Annotated in this window: 17 protein-coding genes and 1 pseudogene; 7 read left to right on the top strand and 11 right to left on the bottom strand. The window is 61.3% G+C overall.

Going from position 1 to position 24,306, the window contains the following annotated elements; all coding sequences use genetic code 11:
• Positions 1 to 58: 58 nt before the first annotated feature.
• Positions 59 to 652 carry a TetR/AcrR family transcriptional regulator gene (locus AC0NIE_RS14205; protein ID WP_473485410.1) on the top strand — a complete coding sequence of 198 codons (594 nt, stop codon included), beginning with the start codon at positions 59 to 61 and terminating at the stop codon, positions 650 to 652.
• A 110-nt stretch (positions 653 to 762) separates the two neighbouring features.
• On the opposite strand, the gene AC0NIE_RS14200 is transcribed toward AC0NIE_RS14205, so the two are convergent.
• Positions 763 to 1,785 (bottom strand): alcohol dehydrogenase catalytic domain-containing protein, encoded by a 1,023-nt coding sequence (locus tag AC0NIE_RS14200; protein ID WP_473485409.1) that lies wholly within the window; start codon positions 1,783 to 1,785, stop codon positions 763 to 765.
• Between the two features lie 405 nt (positions 1,786 to 2,190).
• Here AC0NIE_RS14200 and AC0NIE_RS14195 point away from each other — a divergent pair, with 405 nt between their 5' ends.
• On the top strand, positions 2,191 to 2,427 hold the full coding sequence (locus AC0NIE_RS14195) for a fumarylacetoacetate hydrolase family protein (RefSeq protein ID WP_473485611.1): 237 nt from the start codon (positions 2,191 to 2,193) through the stop codon (positions 2,425 to 2,427).
• A gap of 93 nt (positions 2,428 to 2,520) precedes the next feature.
• On the opposite strand, the gene AC0NIE_RS14190 is transcribed toward AC0NIE_RS14195, so the two are convergent.
• The gene (locus AC0NIE_RS14190) at positions 2,521 to 3,222 is read right to left on the bottom strand and encodes a TetR/AcrR family transcriptional regulator (RefSeq protein WP_473485408.1); all 702 of its coding nucleotides are present in this window, start codon (positions 3,220 to 3,222) and stop codon (positions 2,521 to 2,523) included.
• Between the two features lie 119 nt (positions 3,223 to 3,341).
• The gene (locus AC0NIE_RS14185; RefSeq protein WP_473485610.1) at positions 3,342 to 4,529 is read right to left on the bottom strand and encodes an alpha/beta hydrolase; all 1,188 of its coding nucleotides are present in this window, start codon (positions 4,527 to 4,529) and stop codon (positions 3,342 to 3,344) included.
• A gap of 348 nt (positions 4,530 to 4,877) precedes the next feature.
• Here AC0NIE_RS14185 and AC0NIE_RS14180 point away from each other — a divergent pair, with 348 nt between their 5' ends.
• Positions 4,878 to 5,054 carry a hypothetical protein gene (locus tag AC0NIE_RS14180; RefSeq protein ID WP_473485407.1) on the top strand — a complete coding sequence of 59 codons (177 nt, stop codon included), beginning with the start codon at positions 4,878 to 4,880 and terminating at the stop codon, positions 5,052 to 5,054.
• 339 nt (positions 5,055 to 5,393) lie between these two features.
• Here the strand turns inward: AC0NIE_RS14180 and AC0NIE_RS14175 are convergent, their stop codons facing one another.
• Positions 5,394 to 6,095 carry an alpha/beta fold hydrolase gene (locus AC0NIE_RS14175; protein ID WP_473485406.1) on the bottom strand — a complete coding sequence of 234 codons (702 nt, stop codon included), beginning with the start codon at positions 6,093 to 6,095 and terminating at the stop codon, positions 5,394 to 5,396.
• Positions 6,096 to 6,282: 187 nt separating this feature from the next.
• Here AC0NIE_RS14175 and AC0NIE_RS14170 point away from each other — a divergent pair, with 187 nt between their 5' ends.
• Positions 6,283 to 7,842 (top strand): winged helix-turn-helix domain-containing tetratricopeptide repeat protein, encoded by a 1,560-nt coding sequence (locus AC0NIE_RS14170; protein WP_473485405.1) that lies wholly within the window; start codon positions 6,283 to 6,285, stop codon positions 7,840 to 7,842.
• Between the two features lie 865 nt (positions 7,843 to 8,707).
• On the opposite strand, the gene AC0NIE_RS14165 is transcribed toward AC0NIE_RS14170, so the two are convergent.
• The 7 genes and pseudogenes from AC0NIE_RS14165 to AC0NIE_RS14135 all read right to left on the bottom strand — a co-directional run.
• Complete coding sequence (locus tag AC0NIE_RS14165) at positions 8,708 to 9,700, bottom strand: FAD binding domain-containing protein (RefSeq protein ID WP_473485404.1); 993 nt, start codon at positions 9,698 to 9,700, stop codon at positions 8,708 to 8,710.
• A gap of 22 nt (positions 9,701 to 9,722) precedes the next feature.
• Positions 9,723 to 12,131, bottom strand: coding sequence for a xanthine dehydrogenase family protein molybdopterin-binding subunit (locus AC0NIE_RS14160; RefSeq protein ID WP_473485403.1), 2,409 nt, complete (start codon positions 12,129 to 12,131; stop codon positions 9,723 to 9,725).
• Positions 12,131 to 12,790, bottom strand: coding sequence for a 2Fe-2S iron-sulfur cluster-binding protein (locus AC0NIE_RS14155; RefSeq protein WP_473485402.1), 660 nt, complete (start codon positions 12,788 to 12,790; stop codon positions 12,131 to 12,133). Before AC0NIE_RS14155 ends, AC0NIE_RS14160 begins: the two co-directional genes overlap by 1 nt.
• A 487-nt stretch (positions 12,791 to 13,277) precedes the next feature.
• Positions 13,278 to 13,844 (bottom strand): type II toxin-antitoxin system VapC family toxin, encoded by a 567-nt coding sequence (locus tag AC0NIE_RS14150; protein WP_473485401.1) that lies wholly within the window; start codon positions 13,842 to 13,844, stop codon positions 13,278 to 13,280.
• Positions 13,834 to 14,124 (bottom strand): hypothetical protein, encoded by a 291-nt coding sequence (locus AC0NIE_RS14145; RefSeq protein WP_473485400.1) that lies wholly within the window; start codon positions 14,122 to 14,124, stop codon positions 13,834 to 13,836. Before AC0NIE_RS14145 ends, AC0NIE_RS14150 begins: the two co-directional genes overlap by 11 nt.
• Before the next feature lie 245 nt (positions 14,125 to 14,369).
• Complete coding sequence (locus tag AC0NIE_RS14140) at positions 14,370 to 16,541, bottom strand: 2OG-Fe(II) oxygenase (protein ID WP_473485399.1); 2,172 nt, start codon at positions 16,539 to 16,541, stop codon at positions 14,370 to 14,372.
• A 350-nt stretch (positions 16,542 to 16,891) separates the two neighbouring features.
• A pseudogene (locus AC0NIE_RS14135) lies at positions 16,892 to 17,085 on the bottom strand (transposase); the annotation flags it as partial.
• 853 nt (positions 17,086 to 17,938) lie between these two features.
• On the opposite strand from AC0NIE_RS14135, the gene AC0NIE_RS14130 reads away from it, so the two are divergent.
• The 3 genes from AC0NIE_RS14130 to AC0NIE_RS14120 all read left to right on the top strand — a co-directional run bounded on the left by AC0NIE_RS14130 (position 17,939) and on the right by AC0NIE_RS14120 (position 24,053).
• On the top strand, positions 17,939 to 19,150 hold the full coding sequence (locus tag AC0NIE_RS14130) for an efflux RND transporter periplasmic adaptor subunit (protein WP_474047073.1): 1,212 nt from the start codon (positions 17,939 to 17,941) through the stop codon (positions 19,148 to 19,150).
• Positions 19,147 to 22,329, top strand: coding sequence for an efflux RND transporter permease subunit (locus tag AC0NIE_RS14125; protein WP_473489129.1), 3,183 nt, complete (start codon positions 19,147 to 19,149; stop codon positions 22,327 to 22,329). Before AC0NIE_RS14130 ends, AC0NIE_RS14125 begins: the two co-directional genes overlap by 4 nt.
• Positions 22,330 to 23,189: 860 nt before the next feature.
• Positions 23,190 to 24,053, top strand: a complete 864-nt coding sequence (locus tag AC0NIE_RS14120; protein ID WP_473489130.1) for a LuxR C-terminal-related transcriptional regulator — start codon at positions 23,190 to 23,192, stop codon at positions 24,051 to 24,053.
• Positions 24,054 to 24,306: the final 253 nt, after the last annotated feature.

Raw genomic sequence — 24,306 nt, 5'->3', positions numbered from 1 at the left:
AAAACGACTATATCGTCAATATGAGAATTGCGGTGCGATGCAAAAAGGGCATGAACTAATGGCAAAAGTCGATTTGGCGCGCAGGGCGGAGATCGGGCGTGAGAAGCGGGCGCGAACGCGTGCGCAGATCGTGGAGGCAGGGGCGACGCTCCTTGGGGGGCGTACGCACGAGGCGATCACGGTGGATGCTGTCGTCGAGGCTGCGGGCGTTGCCAAGGGGACTTTCTACTACCACTTCAAGAGCATCGGAGATCTGGCGGCTGCGGTGGGGGCCGGGCTCAGTCAGAGCTTTGATGAGCTGCTGTCGCCTGCCAGGCTCGAGCGGCGGGATCCGGTTGAGCGCCTATCTTTCGCGTTCATGAAATTCCTGGAGAGAGCGAGCGCGGATACGGACTGGGCCCGCCTTGTCATTCAGAGTTCGCAATCACCCATTGAGTTCGGCATGGGGGTCCGCGCGAATCTCAAGGCGGACATCGAGGAAGCGATTGCCCAGGGCCGGGTGAGCGTGCGCGACGTAGAGTTGGCAGCCGACATCGCAATTGGAATATGGCTGGAGGTGACGCGCGGAATTGTTGCGCGAGGTCCCCGGCCCGAAACGACCAGCCAAGCGCTCGACGCGACGCTTCGAGCTCTCGGCCTCGGCCAGCGCTGAATAGGGTTGGATAAAGCATCCCGGCCGGACGCATGTTTTGATGGACAACGCACCTTATGAAAGCCTGAGGTGCGCCCCTTCGCGCTCGTCGCAACGTCTCGACTGTGGTGTCAGGGCAGCAGCAGCACGCGCCCCGGCTGTCTTTTCCTGACGTGGTCGAAAGCCACGCCTGCTCCGGCGAGCGGCTTGCACAGACCGATCGGCAGGCTGACATGGTTGTGTTCGACGAACTGGCGCAAATCATCCAGTGCTGCCTTGTGCGGCTTGAAGAGGACCCATGCGTAATTGCTGGCGCCCTTCGGCAGCGCGCGTCGGTGATGCTTCTTTTGCGAGATTGTCTTTAGCATACCGCGCAGCCAGCCAAGCCGGTCGAAGTTCCCTAACATTGGGTGCACGGTGGTTGCGTGACCGAGCGCACCGTCGCGCAGACAGTCTAGCAATGCGAGATCATCTTCCCAGGTGGCGAAGTTGAGAGTTGCGTCAAAAGTACGCCCCAGGGAGCCGAACAACTTGTCTGTTTGCTCGACCACTTCGGTGGCACCCGCCTCAAGACACACCTTGCTGTTTGACTTCCGGGCAATCGCCGTAACTCTCGCGCCCCATGAGGAGAGCATCTGCGTTGCCAACGTCCCCAGTCCGCCGGCGGCACCGTGGACCAGCACGGTCTTTCCGGGGGCGTTCTCCCGGGTAAGGCCCGCTCCGCGTACAGCGAGCCACATTGTTGTGAAGCTGTAGGGGATTGCAGCGAGCGGGTGAAGGTCAAGGCCTTCAGGAACGGCCAGCACGTGGACGGCCTTGACCAGCACATGGCTGGCGTGGGTTCCTTCGGTTGAAGCAGGCTTTGCTCCATAGACTCGATCGCCGATCTTGAAAGTCGCCACACGGGAGCCCACCGCAGTAACCGTACCCGCAAGATCGTTGCCGAGCACTAGCGGAAACCTGCCGGCTCCGATCAGCGATAGCAGCCTCCGGCCGTAGCCCTCGGAGCGGCGCACATCGATCGGGTTGACCGAAGCGGCGGTCACGGCGACTTCGATTTCATCTGCCGCCGGCCTTCGCCTTGTAAATTGACGAACTGTAAACCCGCCCGAGCCGCCAGGCCCGAGGCACAGAGCTGCAGCGCCTGATGTCATGCCCAAGACCTCCCTGCCTTGCCGAGGTCGGCGCCGACACACTCCAACACCTCCGATTTGAATGCATACCGTCCGAGGGTGATCTTCAACGCAGTTGCGAACCCGTGGCACCGGATACGGAGCACGTGCGACCCTGGAGCTTGAGATACGCTTGTCACTAGCCTTCCTCCTGTCTGGCAAAGGCCCACCGATACTGATATTTGTACAGTATGGTCAAAACGACTAAATAGTCAATATGAATTATGCAGCGGCGTGAATTCAATGGCTGCTCGGCCGCAAGCAGCGCTTCGCGAGATATCCGAATGGCGACCACTCACCCGCTTCGAGTACAAGGGGCGAGCGCAATGAGGCGTTTGTGCTGGGGACACGCATCACGCCGCTTGTGGGTGAAAGCTCCAGTTCGCAATCAAGGGGTCAGTGAGACGGCGCGATAACACTTTCGCTCTCGTGTTCAGGCCTGCCGCGACAATCTCGAAATTGTCTAACGTCGCCAACATCGTTCCGGGAGATATCCTCTTGACCGTCACGCCGGGCGGCTGCGCGCTGCGTGTGCCACCCGCCGCACTTGCAGCGCTTACTTTGCTTCAGCTGCTGCCCGAGCGCCCGTTTTGGAACAGAAGGGCGCCGGCCACACTCTGGTGACCGGATCAACGCAAGGATCTGGCGCCCGCCACAAAGCACCCGATCTCGGCGAACAGATAACGGAAATCGCCGCGTGAGGGCGGCAGTCCAAGATCAGGCCGCGCTGCTCGCCGCACCTGGTCGCTGAGACTTCGGCGGCCTCGGCCCATCAGGCACTGCGCCGTCGGCAGATCCAGGCAAGCGCGCAAGAACCGACTTCGCCTGCCGAGCGTTGAGGCCGATCGCGCGCAGGATCGCGCTGACGGCCGCGTCGCGATCGAGCGATGACAGCCTGCGCTCGCCGAGCGCGCGCATGAGCTGGAGCATGATCCCAACGACGATCTCCAGGTTCAGCTCCGCGGATGCCCCGGCGTCCGGGAAGCTCTTCGAGAACTGTTGCAGGTCTTCGAAAAGCCGGCTGCGGAGGAGCTCGCCACCCTTCGGGGCTGCCGCCGCCATTCTGGCGACAAGGCTGGCCCATCGAGGGTCATTGAGGGCCTTGTCGATGAATGAGGTGCACCCGAACGCAATCCGAAGGGCAGGATCCTCGAGGGAAAGCCGGTCGGCTTGCAGCATTTCGTCGAAAGACTGGACCAGTTCCTCCGCGACCGCCGCCGTTAGAGCGTCCAAACCATCGAAGTGAACGTAGAACGTTCCCTTGGCGACGCCGGCCTCCCTGACCACGTCGTCGACTGTGACCGATTCCACGGCCTGCTTGGCGAACAACGAGTTGGCCGCGGCAACGAGTTCTGCTCGGGTTCGCGCGCGCTTTTCGCGCCCAATTTCGGCTCGACGAATCGGATTGACCTTCGCCATCGCTGATCAGATCTCCAACAACAGATTGTACACTAGGTCATATTGACCAAAACGTCCAGACTATGTTGGCTGGCTTTAATCGCGACTATCGTGACTCTGACACAGTCTACACAGATATCTTAGTACGAGATCTGACCATCAACGATCTGCCCGGTCGAGGTGGTAGACTCACGCTTCAACAATTTGCGTGCCTCGCTGCTATCAACTGGGACGGTAACGGTTTTGCGCGTCGCCGACCGGCCGAGACTACCGGCCGCCGCGGCTAAGCGATCCGCGAACCCAGCCTCGCCTCCGGACACAGATTGCCCGCCCAGGCGCTGTGCCAGCAAACGGATAATCTCAGGGCTGCCGGCAAAGGCATTGTGGCCCAGCGAATCTCCCGACGCTATTGCGCTGGTGTCGATAACCGCAACTCCGAGTTCACCAAGAACCGCCTTATATGGCGTGAGATCGGTACCGCCGACACGCGAAATTCCACCAGATAGCCAGCGGGAGACCTCTAGAGCCTTGTCCCGCGTCGACGTGAAGATTGTGAAACGCGGCTTATTTGGCCCCATCTCGACAAATTGACGGCGAAACACGTCGATGTCGATATCCGGAGACGCCAAGACGACATTCCTGACCTTGGCCGGGATCGACTTTTTGCGCATGGCGACACCGCGTAACGCCTCCGCGGCAAGCCACGTCCCCATCGAATGAGCAAGAATGGTGACGTCGTCGACGTCGGGACTCATGGAGGCCTGGAGGATCAAGTCCTCCAACGCCCGGCGCGAGTAGTTGGCGCTCTCCTTGTCATAGAGATAGTCGAAGACCCTGGCCCGCGATGGCCAAGCGAAGAGAATAGGCGCTGCGTCAGTTCCCGAGTCGTGGACGATCTGAGCGAAACGAAACACGGCGTCGGCATAGGTATTGTTGTAGCCGTGCACGAAAATGAGCACCTGTCGCTTTGCGTTTCGGTTCTTGCGGAACCAATCGAAGACCTGCCTTTCCGTTGCGACTTTGTCGGCCCCGACCATGGCAAACTCCCGATCGGGATCAGGGGGAAGCCGTGAAGGCCACTGGATCTGACCGATCTTTCGGTTTCGATCCGGAGGTATGGTGACAGTGACGCTGTCCAACGAGATCGCCGTTCCGCGCTCGCCTGAATAAAGTCGGCCGGGATCCGTTGACGGCTTGCGCGTTGTGGCGACCAGTAGATTGACCTGCGTGGCCTCGCTGGCGGCGACTGTGGAAGGGCGGAACACGTTTTCCGCTCGGGTCGCGCAACCGTTTGCGAACAAGCAAATGGTCAGTAAAATCGCAAGCACCAAGCGAGAGCTTCTTCGGTCCCCCGGCTGACATCGACAGGCTGGCATTGTCGGATCCGTCCTATTCTGTATGCGCTCCAACGCGGTGCTCATCACCGAAAAACGACCCGCCCCGATACACTGGAAGGTGCGGTCGTCGGCACGCCAGCGCACACTATGGTCAAAACGACTATTTAGTCAATATGAACTTGTGTTCTAAGAGAGCTGCAAACCGTGCGAATTTCCCGCAGTACGAGCACTACGAAGGTCCCCAGAAAGCTCGGAGAGCGCCAACAGGGGCATGAGGGCAGCGCATCGTGAGCTTCGGAGCGCGCAGCTCCTAGTCAAATGTTGCCTTGCGTGCGGTCGATGCCCTTTGGCGATACGTGCCGCCGCGACATTCTCGATCAGGCGCTCGAAACCATCCCATTCGCACGTCATCACCGCCTTTTGCCGCACGCATCGACCAAAGAGCTTTCCAGCGTTGAAATAGCTGCGCTATGTGTGGCGGCACGCAACCCGACCGACGAACAGGAGCAGAAATAGACGGTAGAGACAGGCACAAGATCGCTTCCCCTGCCCTTGGATCGTGGCCAGGCGACAACATTCAATCTGAATACGGCGGGTATAGCGGAGCTCAAGTGGCCCACTTTAGATAGACGTTGGCCATAACTTATTGATATTTAATGACTTTGGTGGGCCCGGAGGATGTATCAAGAACTTTGATTTCATTGTCTTTTTCGTGCGCCAGAATCAGAAATTTTCCCGCATCGTTCCGTATGCTTCTGCGCTTGGTTAGACTGGTCAGCCGGAGACGATACGTTCAGAGCGAGAAAAAAAGGGCCTGGGCGCCGCCGAGCGCCCAGGCAGCCCATCATGGCCGGTTCACTTCTTGCCGACATCGGCGGCCGCCTGCTTGATGAGGTTGGCGACAGCTGCGGGATCGGAGACGTAGACAGCGTGGCTGCCGGGCACCTCGACGGTCGTCGCCTGAGCGCGGCTTGCCATCTGGCGCTGCGCCGGCGGCGGGATCATCTTGTCGTCCTTGGCAACGAGATACCACGAGCGCTTTGCCTTCCAGGCCGGAGCGGTGACCTTGCCTTCGAGTGCCGCCACACCCCACGGCACCTGCGAATCCGCCATGAAGGAGGCGAGCGAGGGACGGACATCGGCGGCGAACGAGGCGGCGAACTTTTCCTTGTCGAGCATCAGGAAGCCGTCGACGGGCGGCAGGATCGGCGGCACCGGCGCTCCGGGCGGCGGGTTGGCGATCAGGGTCGAGACCGACTCGCCGGCGTCTGGCGCGAAGGCCGCGATATAGACGACGGCAGCGACCTTGGGATCGGTGCCGGCTTCCGACACCACGACGCCGCCATAGGAGTGACCGACCAGGATGACCTTGCCCGGAGCGGCGGCGATGGCACGCTTGGTGACAGCGACATCGTCAGCGAGCGAGGTCGTCGGGTTCTGGACGATGATCACATCATAGCCGTCCTTCTTGAGGATCTGGTAGACCCCGTCCCAGCCGGAGCCATCGACGAAGCCGCCATGCACGAGGACGACTGACTTTGCTGCAGTGTTCGACATGTGAGTTCTCCTTTTCAAAACGTTGGTTGAAGCGTTTGTTGCAGGAGGACTATGCGGCAGGGCTGAGGGAAGCGCTTTGAGGCGGCCTTCAGGACCTCTTGATTTTGCATTGAGATCGCTTTGATTTTGCGTCCACGACGCGGCTACAGTGTCGGTCCATTTGCAGCGCGGTCTGGAGCGAGTGATTTTGCCATATCATTTTGAGGATTTTGCTCTGGACGGCGATCGGCGCGAACTGCGTCGCGGCAACGACCTGGTCTCCGTCGAGCCGCAGGTGTTCGACCTGTTGCAATACCTGATCCGCAATCGCGAGCGGGTGGTGAGCAAGGACGATCTGGTCGATGCTGTCTGGCAGGGGCGCATCATTTCTGACGCCACGCTCGCCAGCCGCATCAATGCCGCCCGAAATGCGCTCGGCGACAGCGGCGAGGAGCAACGCCTCATCCGCACCATCCTGCGCAGGGGCCTTCGCTTTGTCGGCACTGTCCGCGAGGAGGTCCAGATGTCGGAAGCAGGGGCGATCGCCGCGATGGAGCAACCGAAGCCTGGCTCTCGCATTCCCGCCCGTCCATCGATCGCGGTGCTGCCCTTCGTTAATCTGAGCGGCGATCCGGATCAGGACTATTTTGCCGATGGCATGGTCGAGGACATCATTACCGGGCTGTCGCGGATCCGATGGCTCTTCGTCATCGCGCGAAATTCCTCCTTCACCTACAAGGGCCGCGCGGTCGACGTGAAGCAGGTCGGGCGCGAGCTCGGCGTGCGCTACGTTCTGGAGGGCAGCGTGCGCAAGGTGGGAAGCCGTGTGCGCATCGCCGGCCAGCTTATCGACGCCGAGGACGGTAGCCATCTGTGGGCCGAACGCTACGACCGCGACCTGACCGACGTGTTCGCGCTGCAGGACGAGATCACCGTCAGCGTGGTCGCGGCAATAGAGCCCAATTTGCGCCGGGCCGAGATCGAACGCGTCCGGCGCCGGCGCCCCGACAGTCTCGATGCTTATGATCTTCTGCTTCGTGCGCTGTCCGATGTCTACACCTTCATGCCGCAGGGGGCGTCCAAGGGTCTGCCCCTGCTCGACCAGGCTTTAGCCATCGAGCCCACCTATGCCCTTGCCCACGGCTTTGCCGCCTGGGCGCATCAGACGCTGTTCATACGCGGCGGCATGCAAGCGGAGCACCGCGAGAAGGCGGCCCGCCATGCCCATGCGGCGATCGAGTACGGTTCGGGCGACGCGATGGCTCTCGCTCTGGCCGGGTTCACCATCGGCCTGGTGGAGCATGACCGCAGGCTGGCCGACGAGGCGTTCGCGGCAGCCCTGGCGCTCAGCGCATCCTGCGCCTTCGTCTATGCCTTCGGCTGCGTGCCGGTGGCCTATGGCGGCGACGCGGCGCGGGCGATCGACTGGGGCGAGCAGGCGATGCGGCTGAGCCCCCTCGACACGATGAGCTGCGTGCCGCAAGGCATCATCGGCTTCGGCAATTTCCTGTCCGGCCGACACGAGCAAGCCGTCATAGCAGGCCGGCGGGCGGTGGAACTGAACCCCGGCTTCAGCATCCTGCACGGATGGCTGGCGGCACCGCTAGCCAGGCTCGGGCAGCTCGACGAGGCAAAAGCCTCGGCTGGGCGGCTGCTCTCGCTCGACCCGCACTTCACCATCGGGCGCTGGTCCGCTGCCGTAGGAATTGCGCCTGATATCATCGATGAAGTCAGCGACGCCATGCGTATGGCAGGTTTGCCGGCATAGGCATAGCCAGTAAAGGCGCATGCCTAAACAGCGCACTTCGGTCGCCGCCTTGACGAAAGAGCCTCGCGGCGACCCTGCGCAAGTCATCGCGACGAGACAATTCCGACTGGATGTCTGGAACGGTTCCGGTTTCGCAGGGCGCTGCGCGGCGATTGGTGGAGTTGCGCCGCCACGCCATGCAAGCCGCGCGGAGGCCGGTACTATTATGGATCACAAACCTCACCATCCGAGTGTTGGGGACCTTCCGACTTTCGGAAGGAGGGGTTCGAGTCCAAAACGCAAGAGCAAAGTGACTCGAAGAACACAACAAAATCAATGGCTTAATATTTTGGTGGGCCTGGATGATGTGTTCAACCTATTGATTTCATTATCTTTTTCGTGGGCCGAAATCAAAAAGCTTCCGGTATCGTTCCGCATGGTTCCGGGATCGATGGCAACGTCGAACCATTCACTTCTGACGGCATGCACACGCTGAATGGGCCGATGGTCGTGACCTCACCAGGTCTAGCGGCTGCAGCGCATATCGCGAATGCTTGTCGTCAAGCCAGCGTGTTTCCACGACAGCTGAATGTCGCTCTCCTTCTCCGCTGATGTCATGAAACTTGATCCTGCTCCGATGGACTCAGGAAGCAGATCCGGGCGCTTATGCATACGTGCGGATGGACGTAGGAATCATCGGGCCCGACGACGCCTGCGGTGGCGGTACACCAGAACGTCGCGGTCGAACTGTAGCCTGCGTCGAAGCTGACGCCGCTCCCATAACCCGTTCCCGGCGCACCCTTGGAGCGCAGCCGTCGGCAGACCATGGGCACCGGGTGCTGCAACTGCGAAGTTTCCAAGCCCATTTTGGACGACCCCGAGACAGCTAGCCCGCGACGGCGGCAGCCAAGATCGTGCGGCGAACGACGATCTCCAGGACAGGCACCTTGTAGCCGTTCTTCGACAGCGGAGTAGCGTCCGCCACGGCAGCATGGGCTGCCTGTCGCGCCAGGTCGTCGGTAAGCCTGTTACCGATGAGGAGACGTTCGCTTTCGATCGCGCGACGAGGTGTTGGCGCGACCCATCCCATGACGATCGAGGCATTTTGCACGGTCTGTCCCTCCATCGTCAAAACCACTGCCACATCGCAGATCGGCCAGTCATAGCTCTCGCGCTCGGTTTGCTTGTGGTAAGCGGCTTTCGCGCCGGCGCTCAACGGCGGAATGGTCACGCGCGTCATGACTTCGCCAGACTCGATCCTGGTGTCGTTGGCGCGTTGCATTTCGGGTGGCAACAAGAAATCCGAGAGCTTCACGACGCGTGAGCCGTTGGAGCCGCCGGCAAGTTCGACGCACGCGTTATAGGCGACCAGCGCCGTCGCCGGCGTGGAGGCGTGGACCATCGCGTTTTTGTCATTGTCGAAAATCGCATGATGCTGGTTCTCGTCAGCGCCGCTGCTCTCCATCTCATCGGCACCTTCGCCATGGAAATGATCATGCCGAAAATACCAGCAGCGCGGCCGCTGCAGCAGATTGCCGCCGATGGTGGCGGCGTTGCGGACCTGCGGCGTCGCCGCATGGGCGGCGGCGTCCGACAGCGCCACGTAGCGCGAGTGGATCCGCGGATCCTTGTCGATGCGATCGAGCGTCACCAGCGCACCGAGCGTCAGCCCGTTTTCCGTGTCGATCTCGTCGAGGCCGCGGATGGTCTTCAGATTGACAAGCCGCGCCGGCGCCAAAATCCCTTCCTTCATCAAGTCGAGAAGGTCAATCCCGCCTGCCTTGGCGATAACGGGTTTTTGCTCAGTGCTTTCGGCAAGCAGATCGGCTGCCTGCTCGACCGTCGTGGCATCGGCCCATTCGAAGCTGTTCATGGCCATGCTGGACTCCTTCTTGCCGATCTCAGGCGCTGAGCGCCGCCAGCACATTTGCCGGATTCATCGGCAAAGTGCGGATCCGCTTTCCGGTGGCGTTGTAGAATGCATTGGCGATCGCGGCGCTGGTCGCCACATTGCTTGCCTCCGCGATGCCTCGCGCGTCGGTCGACGACTGCGCCCCGATCTGCTCGATGAGCAGCACCTCGATCTCCGGAGTCTCGCGTGATCCGACCATCTTGTATTGATCAACGTTGGCGTTGAGCTGATGGCCGCTCGCCGCGTCCATGATGCGGTCCTCGTAAATCGCGTAGCTGACACCCTGGATGATGCCGCCGATCACCTGGCTCTCCACCAGCTTCGGGTTGATCGGTCTGCCGCAATCGCTGGCAGCTACGACGCGCTCGACCTTGACGACGCCGGTCTCGACGTCGACCGCCACCTCGGCGAACTGGACGCCGCCCAGCCCGTGGCGGCTGATGGAGGTCTCGCCGGATAGCGCAAAACCCTCATAATCGTCGTGGCGCTTGGCGAGTTTTGAGATTTCGCCGAACTTGGCTTCCTTGGCTGCTTCCTTGAGCGGCCTTGCGGCTCCCTCGTTGCCGCGGACGCCCACTTTACCGTCAGCGAAAAAAATGTCATCGGGATCGGCATCGTTGAAAAGCGGCGCGAGGCGAGCCGCCAGATCGCGTGCCGCCTCATATGCGGCATTGCGGGCCGGCGCAGTCACGGACGCCGTTACCCGGCTGCCGCCGGACGGCGGCCCCCACGGAAAGCGCGTGTCGCCGATATAAACACCGATGTTCTCGGCATCGAGGCCGAACTCTTCGGCGACGACCTGGGCAAGCACCGTCCGGGTCCCGGTGCCGATATCCTGTGCGCTGTTGTAGACGGAAACCGATCCGTCATCGGCGATCCTTACCTCGACGGTTGTCGGAGGGCTGACGACATACACCCACTGCGCCTGCGCCATTCCCATGCCGCGCTTGACAGGGCCCGCGTCGGAGTTTGGCGGACGTCGTCGGTCCCAGCCGAACCGCTCGGCCGCGATCTTGCGTTCATGTGCGCGGGCAAGCATGTCGTCGGTGGGCTTTGTGTCGATGCGATCGCGCAGCATCAGCGGGTCGAGTTGCAGCCGATCCGCAAGTTCGTCCATCGCCTGCTCGAGCGAGAAGATTCCCTGTACCTGGCCAGGAGCCCGGAAAGCCGCGCACGGACCGGCGTTCGTGAATACGTCATACTGCTCGGTACGCATGTTCGGGCACGGATAGAGCGCGTTGTAGCAGAAGCCAATGCCGGCACCCCCCGCGATGCCACCAGTACCCCAGCTTATGACGTCAATTGCCGTGAGCGTGCCATCTTGTTTGGCGCCGATCCGCACCCTCTGCAGGCTGTTCGGGCGATTGCCCGCCGAAACATGCTCTTCACGGCGGTCCAGCATCATGCGCACGGGCGCGCCGGCCTTTTGCGACAAATGAATGGCAAGGAGGCCGAAATTATTGATCCCATATTTGGCGCCGAACCCGCCGCCGGTGAAGTCGCTGATCACCCGGATCTTGCTCTTGGGCAGATCGAAATATTCCGCAGCCTCGTCGCGCACGCTGTGCGTGTGCTGGGTGGAGGCATAGATAGTCAGTTCGTTGTCCCGCCAATCCGCGACGATGCCATGTGTTTCCATCGGCACATGCGTCTGAACCTGAGTGCGATATTCGGCCTCGATGACGACGTCGGCCTCCGCCAGGCCCTGGTCGATATCGCCCGTGGGAGTCATGCCAGGCATACCGAAGTTGGGGCCGCGCACATTGCCCTTCTGCGGCAAGCCTTCCGGCGCACCGCCGCCGCCGGCCGTCGACGGCTGCTCCACCGGTCCGGGAAAGACAATCGGAGCCTCATCGTCCATTGCAGCCACGAGATCGCTTACGTGCGGCAACCGCTCGTATTCGACCTTGACGAGCTTCGCGGCTTGGTCGGCGATCCGCTGCGTCTCGGCCGCGACGGCGGCAACGGTCTGGCCCGCGAAGCGGACGATCGGATATTTGTTGCTGGCCTCGGCTTCCGAATCGCGAAGTCTGGCAGATTGCAACAGAGTCTCAAGCACATGCACCGCGCGGACGCCGGGGTAACTCTCCGCGGCGGAGGTATCGATCGAAATCACCTTGGCATGCGGCCAAGGGCAGACGACCTGCCGTGCATACAGCATTCCCGGCAACTGAACATCGAATGTATATTTCGCGGTTCCTGTCACCTTCTGCACCGCGTCGAGCCGCCGGATCGGCTTGCCGATGGAGCGCAGTTCGGCGTTCACCGGCAGCTGCGGCGGTTCGTCGGCAGGCACCTGCCGGGTGACTTGCCTCGTCTCCTGCCCGACGATGCCGTAGAGCAAGGACTGGGGGCGCAACGAAGGCTGATCGATCGGTGCCTGGTTGTCGGTAGCCATCAGGTACCCCTCCTTCGATTCTCGTTTGCGACCGCGAGCACCGCCGCAAAGATGTTCGGATAGGTGCCGCAGCGGCAAAGGTGGCCGCTTATCGCGGCCTTCACGTCTTCGATGCCGGCGTCGGGTTTGCGATTTATGAGCGCTGCGCAACTCATAACCATTCCGGGCGTGCAGAACCCGCATTGAAGGGCGTCGTGCTCAACGAACGCCTGCTGCACCGGATGAAGCTTGTCGCCCTCGGCCAGTCCCTCGATCGTGGTGATGCTCCTGCCCCGGGCGTCGAGCGCCAGCGTCATGCAACTGCTGGCCGGCTGACCGTCGAGCCAGACCGTGCAGGCAGAACAGGCTCCACGATCGCAGCCGATTTTGGTGCCGGTGAGGCCGAGGTGATTGCGCAGGATATCAACCAGCGTGGTGGCCGGTTCCGCCTGCACCGGGACTCGTCGTCCGTTTATCGTGAGATCGATTGGGATCGGACCAGGGCCAAGCACTTCGTTGGCATCGTCCTGCATGGAACTATCAACGGCTGCCTGCGCCGCCCCTGCTTCCATCAACGCTGCCCCCACGGCCGACGTGCCGCCGTGCTTCAGGAAAGTCCGACGAGATATGCCCGATCTCGCGAATCCGTCCGTACCGTGACTGCGGCTCGATTCCGCCATGCTGTGCCTCCGGATTTTACTATGGTGGTCACCAAACTATGGTGATCGTCCCATCAAGCTCTGTTTGGATCACAACCAAGCTAGGGGACCGCTCGGTTCCCGCCAGACGCCATCACAACGAAGTGACATCACGAAGATCGAGAGGCCCGCCATGCCGTCGGGTCATGACTCCCGGTTCCGCAAGGGCGCGTCGCGTCGATCGGTTTCGCTGCACCGCCAAGGCAACACGAGCCGCTCACGCCATAGTTAAATTTCGAATGGCGCACTTCAGGGCGAAGTTGCGAAGTTGTCCATAAGGCATTGATATTGAAAGATTTTGGTGATCCCGGAGGACGTGCTCGTAATATTGATTCCATTGACTTTCGTGGGCCAGAATTGGAAATCTTCCCGTATTGTGCCGTACAGTTCCGCGGCTTGCCACGAGACCGAAACTCTCAGCTACTTCTCAGCTGGCAACACATATCGACAACCGATAGGGTCAAATTGGCTACCCCTGCTCGTAGAAAAGAACACGACCCACTGGCAGAAGCTGATCGAAATAGTCGAAGTCGCGCACATTGCGTGTGAGAACGATGCAGCCGCGTTCCAGCGCCTGGAGATATAAGCTCGCATCGTTCAGCAGGGCTGGGCTCTCGCCGCGGGCAGCGCCTGACAGACGCGTCACCAAGCCGGCTAGCATTCCGGCCTCGCCTATGGCGGTCTCCGATGGGGAAAAGAGCCGGTGGCCGGGTATGTCTTCTAGGGTGCGCCGGATTTCGCGTAACACGGTCTTCGTGGCCGGGTGCAACGGATCGAGGCGGCCGAACAGGTGCGTCAGCTCAGCCAGGCAAACGGTGGAGTGATTGACAATCCGGGACTCAAGCAGTTCGTCCACGCTTACGGGAGAGCGCCCTTGGAGTACGTCGATATAGACGCAGGTATCGAGCAACAGCTCAAGGCCAGCTGAAATCGGCTTCCGAAGAATAGGCAGATCGGCGGCCGAGCGGCGTTGGATAGTGTCTGTGGTGCGTTGCGGCTTGATCCGCCGCAGCGCACGGGACAGATCAAAACTCAAGGTCGATTTCTTTCGCGACCCGGCCCTTCCGGCGGACGAACTTCACCCCAAAGTCGTCCTCAAGCGCGACCTTCGCCAAGGCGTATTCCAGTAGCTCTGTATCGGTGGTAATGCCGGACTTTTCCTTGGCAGCCGCTATGAGGTCGCGTCGAATCCGACCGCCGATCCGGCCATTCTCGCCTTCAAGCAGCCCGAGCTGCCGCGCCGTATCAATGACCGTTCGCCGCCGCAGATTTGCCTGAACCGGTGGCGGCTGAGTTTCATGGGACGACTTCAGCATCAAAAATCTCCTTGTCAAACAAAATAGCGATTCTGGCCAACAGATTCAAGATGCGGACTGTTGATCCGCGCTCACCGCCGCGCCTGCAGCAGTTCGGACTGGTTTGAAACCTCCCCTGAAGACTGATCCGGAGCGGCAAGCGCCGCCTCCGCAGCCTCGATGATTCGACTTGCAAGTGGAGTCCGTTTCTTCCGACTCATCGCCCTGTGGCCAGGTTTGCTGTTCCCGCAAACGCAGGTAAGCCTTCATCCCCCCAGCGCCGATACATGTTCCAGATCCTGCCGGCGCTGTTTCGCGCGTCGCTCGTAACTGGCCTGGTTCTTGGTCGCGATCAACGTGTGCGGGCTGCCGCGCCTTTCGGTGGCGAGGTCAAGGTCGCACGCGGCGTTTCGGACGCTCTCCTCGACGTGGGTCCGCCGGTTCTGGGCCGCCCTTAGGCGCCATTGCTGTTGATGAGGGGCAATCAGAAATGCGCCGAGTGCGCGACAGTCGTCGCATGTGCATTTGAGCGGATTGGTACGCGACCAGTCCCGTGGAGCCTCCAGCGGCAGCGCGATGCGACCGCGCAGATGGTCGAGAGCCGCCTCACGCAGCCGGCCGACGGCCGGCCATGCCATGCTCTGCGACCGCTTGGCGAAGGCCAGTGCCGCCGGGACCAGCACCGCGTCCGGCGTGTAGGTCCGGGGCCAGGCCAGCAAGTTCTCGATCGCGCGCGCCGCGAGCCCGGCGTCGATCTTGCTCGTCGCCGTCAGGAGATCGACGACGAAGCCAGGCCGTACGGACGCAGGTCGCGTCCAGGGGTCGAGCTTGGCACGTTTGGCCGGGTCACCCGGCAAGACGTCGATCAAAGCTGCGCCGATCTTCGCGGCGTCGCCAACGGACTCGGTCGGCGCCGCTACGCAACGCAGCAGCAAGTCGCCGCAGGCGCCGAGATGGGCCGCGGTATTGCGTCTGACGATCTCGACCAGCAAGTCCGTGGCCCGCCGTGGCGGAAGAAGTGCGGCGGCTCGCACGATGGCGTCGTTATCGGACGCCGCGTAATGGCCGTTGGAAGAAAGCTCCGCAAGGAGCTCATCGATGCGCGCCGCGTTGCCCAGCCGGACCTGCAGGTCGAGCATCCGACCAGCGGCGGTATCACTCTCCCCGCGCCATGTCTCACGGGGCCAGGAGCGCAGCATCTGTCCCGAAAGCTCATCAGCCTCCCCCCACACCTGTCGCTTGACGGCGATGTCGCTCGTCTCCCAGTGCTTCGCCAGATCTTCGAGATACGGCAGCGTCGCCCCGAGGCCGGCTTGGTTAAGCACCGCGAGCCGCCGCGCGCGCGGCCACAGCACCAGACCGGCGCGGCGATACGTACGGTCGAAAGAGGCGCCCTCGTTGCCCGTCGCCTCATGGAAATGCTGCTCGTCCGGCGCAAGATCTTCGAACGCATCGGGCGGACAGAGCTCCTCCTCATCGAATGGAAAATCCTGAAACCCGATCTCGCCGCCGTCCGGACGCCGCCATGCGGACAGGGTCAGCGAGCTCTCGAAAACTTCGGCGACTTCGAATTCTTCATCGCCCTCGTCGTCTCGATCCCAGCGCCTGCGGCGATAATTGCCGGTGTGTTCGGCGCTGCCGCTCTCCTCGATCGATACCAGGACAAGATGGAGATCGCACTCCGCCGCCGCTGCCGCCTCGATCAACACCGACGCCACGCCCGCATCGGCCCCCTTGAGGGCGTCGAACGACAGCTCCGCCGGCGTGTAGGCATGCTCGAGCGGCACGATCAGCTTGTCGGGCTCGTCCTCGACGCCCGCCCACCCGCGCAGCAGGTCCGCGACGTGCGCCTCGACCGCGCGATAGTCGGGCGCCGGCAGCGAGCGTCTCTTGCCGAGGAAGCGCAAATTATAGACGAGGATCAGGCGATGTCCGGTGATGACCGGGCGCACTTCATGCAAGCAGTCTGCATAGAAGGCGGCGAATCCAATTTCCGACGGATCTTCGGGGTGCAGATCGAACATCACCTCTCGACCCAGGTGCCGCACGACCAGCTCGCCGCCACGATGAGCAGAGGGAAGCACGATCACCAGGGTCGCGAACATGCCGGGCGTCTTTTCGGTGTCCCGGTGATTAAGGAAGAAGCTGCCGGCGTCATAGACAAGAAGCTTGTAGAAGTCCGCCGCGACCGGCTCTTCGACGCCAAGGCCGCGGGCCGCGTCGGTGACGAGCTCGGCCAGCGTCGTCTCCCAACTACGCCCGCCGATCTGGATCCTGCGCGGGTCGATCTGCCAGGTTCTGCGCACGTCGCGATCGAGCACCGTTTCCTCGCCGCGTCCATGGGGTGCGGCCTCGGCTACGGCGACCAGCCGCTCGGCCTGCGCCTCCGGAAGCGGGAAGGCGATCCTGCCCACGCCCTCCACGTCGATCGTCGGCATGAAGATTTCCCGCAGGCCACCGACGCAGAAGTCGCCGGGGCGCTCGACCGAGCGCAGGCAATCAGGCAGGGGCGGCGGCGATCGACGACATGAGTACTCCCGACAGTCTGGAAAATGAACACAGCGTATGGAAAACCTTACCTAGACCCGGCGCGTCGGCCTCTCAAGAAATTTGCACAGCAAAGACACCCGATACTTGTCGTTGCGCTTTATCTGAGAAATGGCCCTCCTCGTTCATCAAAACTCGGATATCAGACTCAGCAGCGCTGTGGAGCGCCCAATGAAGGGCCACGATAGAGAATTTCCGCGGCGCAATGGACGGACAACGGCTTCTGGCAGCTCGCGCAGCCGGCATCGCGGAAGCGACTATGATGCGCCTTCGAGAATGTCGAATGGTCCGGCAAATCGCCTTCCAGGCCGAGCTGGCAAAAGCCACCGCAAGGCCGGTTCAGATGCGCCTCCTACCGAGCCGCCGCTCCGGGCGGATGCCGAAGCAGTAGCCGACGATCAGCATGCGGATCAGCAGCTCCGAGTCGATCGAGGGGTTCGAGTCCAAATCGTGGCGCCAAAGCAAACAAGAAAATCTAGCAAATCAATGAATCAAAGCTTTTGGTGGGCCCGGAGGAGGTTTGGGAACCATGAAAAATCAAGTACTTGGAAATCAGTGGGACTGCCGAGTGTTCAAATCTGCTCCAATGTTTTTTAATGTTTCTGCCCCACTATAGCGATGAACGCCTCGCTCAGGTTCACGCGTGAGCGAGGAAATTCTGCCGGTGTTTCAGTCTCACATGAGGGGTCGCGGTAGCGTCACTTCTCTAATTGCAGAGTGCATCCTTCACGATTGTCACGCCACAGCAGCACGCTTCCGATAAGGTGCTTGTCCGGTTCGACCTCACCCTCGTTCGCGCCATACATGCGCCGCTTATCGACGATCTTTTTTCCAAACTGCAGGAGAGACGAGCGGACGTGCGGTTGTCACGTCCCAGTGCTATGCGGGTGGTGCAATAGCGTTTTCGGAGTGTAGCAAATGTCCAATCTGCCGATTTCATCGAAGCCTATATCGCCGCCTATAACCGCAGAATGAGAAGCAGGTCGGAGCTCTATGCGAGAGCGGCCCTGTTCCTCCCGACAGAACCGCCGCACGTCGGGATGCGCAATGGCTCGTCAGATCCGCTTTAGCTCGAGCGCATGGCGATGCCTACGCAGCGGATAAACGCGAGATGTGCGTTCGCGCTCCCCGGTTAGCCGCTTCCTTGTCAAGGTTGATGATGTTCGATGTTTGTTCTATAGCAAAGCTGTCGGTTGTGGTGGTCAGTTCAAAAAGATTGATTTGTGCGGCACACCCGCTGCCTAGATGTTACGGACTTCGCATGAAAGGCCGATTACGAGGGGTAACCATGGTTCACACTGCACGCCTCCGCCACGATTCTCTGGCCGCCCCCTCCAGCAGAAACGTCCCTGCAAAATGGCTCGCCGCCGCGGCCTTCGCGGCGATCGGCTTGCTCGCGGCCCTGGCCGCACAGGCGCAGGAAGCGCCTCCCGCGCCCGTCGTCACGGTAGCCAAGCCGCTGGTGCGCGATATCGTCGAGGACGATGAGTTCGTCGGCCGTTTCGAAGCCGTCGACCAGGTTTCGCTGCGCTCCCGCGTCGGCGGCTATCTCGACCAGGTCCATTTCCAGGACGGTACGCTGGTCAAGCAGGGCGACCTCCTGTTCACCATCGACCAGCGGCCGTTCAAGGCGGCGCTGAACCAGGCGCAGGCGCAGGTCGACTCGGCCAAGACCCTGGTCGAATTCAGCAAGATGCAGTTCGAGCGCGCCGAGACCCTGTCGCGCGAAGGCAACATACCGGTTTCGACACTGGACGACCGCCGCCGCGAATATCTCGCCGCCCAAGCGCAACTGGACGGCGCGGAGGCGGCACTTGAAAACGCAAGTCTCGATCTCGAATTCACCGAGATCAAGGCGCCGTTTTCAGGCCGGGTCGACCGCCGGCTCATCTCGCCGGGCAATCTGGTGCAGGCCGACCAGACCGTGCTGACCACCATCGTCTCGATCGACCCGATCGACTTCTATTTCGACATCGATGAGCGGACCTACTTCGCTTATGCGCGCGACGCCCGCGAGCGCGGCGGCGTCATGCAGGAGGGCGCCGGCGGCGTCGATGTTGTCGTCCGTGTCGCCGACCGTGATGAAGCGACGTTCAAGGGCAAGCTCGACTTCGCCGAGAACCGTCTGGACGAAGCTACCGGCACGATGCGGGCCAGGGCGCGCTTCGACAACAAGGACGGCGTGCTGCAGCCGGGCATGTTCGGCCGCATCAACGTGCCCGGCTCGCTGCCGCATCCGGGCGTGCTTCTGCCTGACGAGGCGATCGGCGCCGACCAGAACCGCCGCATCGTCTTCGCTGTCGACGAGGCAGGCCTGATCTCGGCCAAGCCGGTCCGCACCGGCCCGCGCATCGACGGCTATCGCGTTATCCGCGAGGGCCTCACCGGCGAAGAGACCGTGGTAATCAACGGGCTGGTGCGAGTGCGGCCGGGCGTCACCGTCAAGTCCGAGATGACCACGTTGCCGCCCAAGGTTGAAGCCGAAGGGCAGACGCAATGAACTTCGCCCATTTCTTCGTCAACCGCCCGATCTTCGCGGCGGTGCTGTCGATCGTGCTCGTGCTCGTCGGCGGCATCGCCTATACGCAGCTTCCGGTCGCGCAATATCCCGAAATCGCGCCACCGACCATCGTGGTGCGCGCCTCCTATCCGGGCGCCGACGCCGAGACGGTCGCCGCGACCGTGGCGACGCCGATCGAACAGGAAATCAACGGCGTCGAGCACATGCTCTACATGTCGTCCTATTCCTCCGGCGAAGGCTCGATGTCGCTCACCATCACCTTCCGCCCCGGCACCGATCTCGACGCGGCGCAGGTGCTGGTCCAGAACCGCGTCTCGATCGCCGAAGCGCGCCTGCCGGAAGAGGTGCGCCGGCTCGGCATCACCACGGCGAAAAGTTCGCCCGACCTGATGATGGTCATCCATATGCTGTCGCCCGACGACACATATGATCAGCTCTACGTCTCGAATTATGCGCGCTCGCGCGTGCGCGACGTCCTGCTGAGACTGGACGGCGTCGGCGACGTGCAGATCTTCGGCGAGCGCGAATATTCGCTGCGCGTCTGGCTCGACCCGGAAAAGCTGTCCGCCTACGGCATGACCGCAGGCGACGTAGTCCAGGCGCTGCGCGACCAGAACGTCCAGGTGTCGGGCGGCTCGATCGGCGCGCCGCCGATTGGCGACGGCTCGGCCTTCCAGTATACGGTCACCACGCAAGGGCGCTTCGAAGACGCGCGCGACTTCCGCTACGTCATAGTGAAGTCGACCGAGGACGGCCGCTTGATCTCCCTGCAGGACGTGGCGCGCATAGAGCTCGGCGCCAGGGACTACGTCACCAATTCCTATCTCAACAACAAGGCGGCGGTGGCGCTCGGCATCTTCCAGCGGCCGGGCACCAATGCCTTGGCCTCGGCGGAAGAAATCCAGGAGACCATCGCGGAGCTTTCGGAGGATTTCCCGGAGGGGCTGGCCTACGAGATCATCTACAATCCGACCGAGTTCATCGCCGAATCTATCAACGAGGTCTATGTCACCATCGCCGAGGCGATCCTGCTGGTGGTGATCGTCATCATCGTGTTCCTGCAGTCGTGGCGCATGGCGATCGTGCCGATCGTGGCGATACCGGTCTCCCTGATCGGCACGCTTGCCGTGCTGCTCGCCTTCGGCTTCTCGCTCAACATGCTCACTCTGTTCGGGCTGGTGCTGGCGGTCGGCATCGTTGTCGACGACGCCATCGTGGTTGTGGAAAATATCGAGCGGAACATCCGGCTGGGGCTCGCTCCGCGCGCCGCTGCGCACAAGACCATGGATGAAGTGGGAAACGCGGTCCTCGCGATCTCGCTGGTGCTGATCTCCGTCTTCGTTCCGGCGGCTTTCATTCCCGGGATTTCCGGCCAGTTCTACCTGCAGTTCGCCATCACCATCGCGGTCTCCACCGCGATCTCCGCATTCAACTCGCTGACGCTTTCGCCGGCTCTCGCTGGCGTGCTTTTCAAGCCGCACAGCGAGGAACATTCGAACTTCTTCCTGGCAAGGTTCGGCCGCGCTCTGGCGAACGGGTTCAACAACGGGTTCGACAGAATGGCGGACGGCTATGCGTGGCTGGTGCACAGACTGGTCGGCACGACTCTGGCGCTTGCCGCCATGCTGCTCGTCTTCGCAGGCCTGCTCTACGCGACCTATCACATGCTGCAGACGGTGCCGCGCGGCTTCATCCCGAACATGGACCAGGGTTATGCGATCGTCGTCGTGCAATTGCCGGAGGGCTCTTCGCTCGCCCGAACGGACGCAGTCATCCAGAAGGCGTCGGATATCATCCGCGAGACGCCGGGTGTCGCCAACGCCGTCGCCTTCGCAGGATTCAACGGCGCGACATTCACCAACGCCAGCAATTCCGGCGTGATCTTCGCGCCATTCAAGAGCTTCGAGGAACGGCTCGAGAGCGGCGATACTTCCGACAAGATCATCGGCACGCTGTTTGGCAGCCTGCAAAGCATCCAGGAGGCCTTCATCATCGCGCTGCCGCCGCCGCCAGTGCGGGGCATCGGCAACTCCGGCGGCTTCAAGATGATGCTCCAGGAGCGCAACAGCGCCGACATGCGGCCGATTCTGGCGCTGGCCAACGAAATCGCCGGCAAGGCCAACCAGACGCCCGGGTTGATGGGCGTCTTCACCACCTTCTCGGCCTCCAGCCCGCAATTCTTCCTGGCGATCGACCGCGACAAGGCGCGCATGCTGAACGTGCCGATCCCCAACATCTTCGAGACGCTGTCGATCAATTTAGGCACCGCCTATGTCAACGATTTCAATGCCTTCGGTCGCGTCTATCAGGTGCGGGCGCAAGCCGACCAGGCTTTCCGCATCGATCGCGACGACATATTGAAGCTGAAGGTGCGCTCGGCGGCCGGCGACCTGGTGCCGCTCGGCACACTGATCGAGATCCGCGACGTCACCGGTCCCTCGCTCGTGCAACGCTACAACATGTATGTCTCCGTGCCGCTTCAGGGCAATGCAGCGCCGGGTGTCGCCACGGGCACGGCGCTCGACCTGATGGAGGGGATCGCAGCCGAATCGCTGCCGCAGGGCACTTCCTTCGAATGGACTGAACTCGCCTTCCAGGAGCGGCAGACCGGCAACACGGCGGTCTTCATCTTCGGCCTGTCGGTTCTGTTCGTCTTTCTGGCGCTCGCCGCGCTATACGAAAGCTGGATTACGCCCTTCGCCATCGTGCTTATCGTCCCGCTCAGCGTGCTGGCCGCCCTCTTGGGCGTCGCCTTCCGCGGTCTCGACAACAACATCCTCGTGCAGATCGGGCTGATCGTGCTCGTCGGCCTGGCGGCGAAGAACGCGATCCTGATCGTCGAGTTCGCGCGCCAAGGTGAGGAGCGCGGCCTTGACGCCGTCGAGGCGGCTGTCGAGGCCTGCCGGCTGCGGCTGCGGCCGATCCTGATGACGGCATTCGCCTTCATCCTGGGCGTGGTGCCGCTAGTGATCGCCAGCGGGCCTGGCGCGGAAATGCGCCAATCGCTCGGCACGGCCGTGTTCTCCGGCATGCTGGGCGTGACGTTGTTCGGCCTCTTCCTGACGCCGGTTTTCTACGTTGCGCTGCGCAGGACATTCCGGCGCAGGCGGCCTGAAGCCGGCCCGACCCTGGCTTCCGAGAGCGGCGCACCCGAGTAGACGCCGAGCCGATGAGGCGCCGGGTTCAGGCTGGAGCCGGACCGGCTGGATCGGCGATCCATCCCTCGAGCGGATCGAGATGTTCCGGCGCGCCGTATCGCTCGCTTCGCATCGTCCACGCCCAGGCCGTCTGGATCGCGCAGAAAAGCGCATCGAGCCGATCGCCGCTGGGGTCATCGGCCGACCGACGAACAGGAGCAAAAATAGAGGATAGAAACAGGCACAAGATCGCTTCTCCTGCCCTTGGATCGTGGTCAGGCGACAACATTCAATCTGAATACGGCGGGTATAGCGGAGCTCAAGTGGCCCACTTTAGATAGACGTCGGCCATAAATTATTGATATTGAGCGACAATGGTGGTGGTGGCAGTCTCTGGCGAACCAGTCTCTGTCCAATTTTCCCTGATAGGCGCCGAAAAACAGTGAATTTCTAGGTTTTTGAGGGCCTGGCCCAATTTTCTCTAAGAAATCTCTGCGCAGATTCAATGCTTTAGCGCAAAATTCCCTGTACGCGCTAACAGGGAATTATTTAGCAGCTAGCAGGGATGGCAAATCGCGGGCTGGCGGCGGCTCGCTAGCTCAGGATCGTCGTTCGACTACCAGCGGTTTGAGATCGCTAAGCCGTGCCATCCCTGCGTCTTCAGGCAGATTGCCGCGCCCTGGGGTTCTAGCTTGACGTCGGTTTGCGGCGAAATTTACCGAAAAAGCAACCTATGTTAGAGACTGCTTATAAATAGACGTTACACTGCCCACCCTGTTCTCGCCAAGGAGGGAGTGAGGAAACCGAGGGCATCGAGTGCGGTTGGCGCGTGGAGTGCTCTACTCGACGCGTGTACCTCAATCGCGCCGGAGCGAGAGGCAATGATGACAAGACAATCGTTTGTAACAGTACTTGTCGGGCCGAGCGAGTTACTCCGAGAAGGCCTTAGTCGAATCCTGGATGCGGCAAAGTTTCGTGTCCTTTTCTCTGTGGCTTGTGTTCACGATCTTCTGCAGAAGCCGCTAGCCCAGCACCGGTCCATCTTGCTCATCATAGATGTCGGCGGTACTGATGCGGATGCTGAATTCGCACAAATTGCAGAATTCAAAGCGATTTATCCGACCAGCCATGCCGTCGCGCTAGCCGATCACTGTCGATCGACCGATATAGTTTCAGCTTTTCGTGCGGGGGCAGACGGGTATTTAACAAAAGTCGCTGCTTACGACACCTTCATCAAAGCTCTCGAATTGGTTATGCTAGGGCAGACGGTGTTGCCTGCCGAAACTTCAACGGCTATTCAAGAAATAAGGCATGATCTGAAACCTGACGCGGCAGCTGATGAGTTAACAAAGGTGGTTATTAACGTGGAGCATGAGGATCAAGAACCGTCAATTTTGTCAAATCGGGAAAACTGTATTCTACGCCGCTTAATCGAAGGGGAGTCTAACAAAGCCATCGCGCGCGAGATCAACATTGCCGAAGCTACGGTGAAGGTACACGTCAAGGCCATCCTCCGAAAGATCCGGGTCCGCAACCGTACACAGGCTGCAGTTTGGGCGATGAACCATGGCATGCTTACTCCCGCATCTGGCAATGCCCCGTCGGGGAGCGAAAAGATGGCAACTCAGCCGTTTCACAATATATCATCATTCGGGCTGGTGGATTCGCTCTTGCCAAAGCTTCGCCCTGATATGACGCTCCGCTATCAAGAACCATACGCTCAAATCATCCCCCGGCGATGGTAGCGAGCGGTGGAGACGGCATCGCAGGGGCGCATGAGGTGGACCCCGCCAGTGTTACTACCATTTTGAAGTTCAGGGCTTTATCAAAGTGGGCGAAGCAAAAATTACTTCTGGATTTTCGTTCAGCGAAGTGCGGATCGGAACGGTCGAGGGCGGAGAATCGGGGTTCTGGTGTGGAAATGCGACCAACTGGTGGCGGTCCTCACCCAGATCGACGAGGAAGCCTACTCGACGAAAGGCAAATGGTTTCTCGAGA

It is taken from the genome of Mesorhizobium sp. WSM4842 (assembly GCF_055901575.1).
The sequence above is the reverse complement of the archived record's forward strand: the minus strand, read 5'-3'. Positions and strand labels throughout refer to the sequence as shown.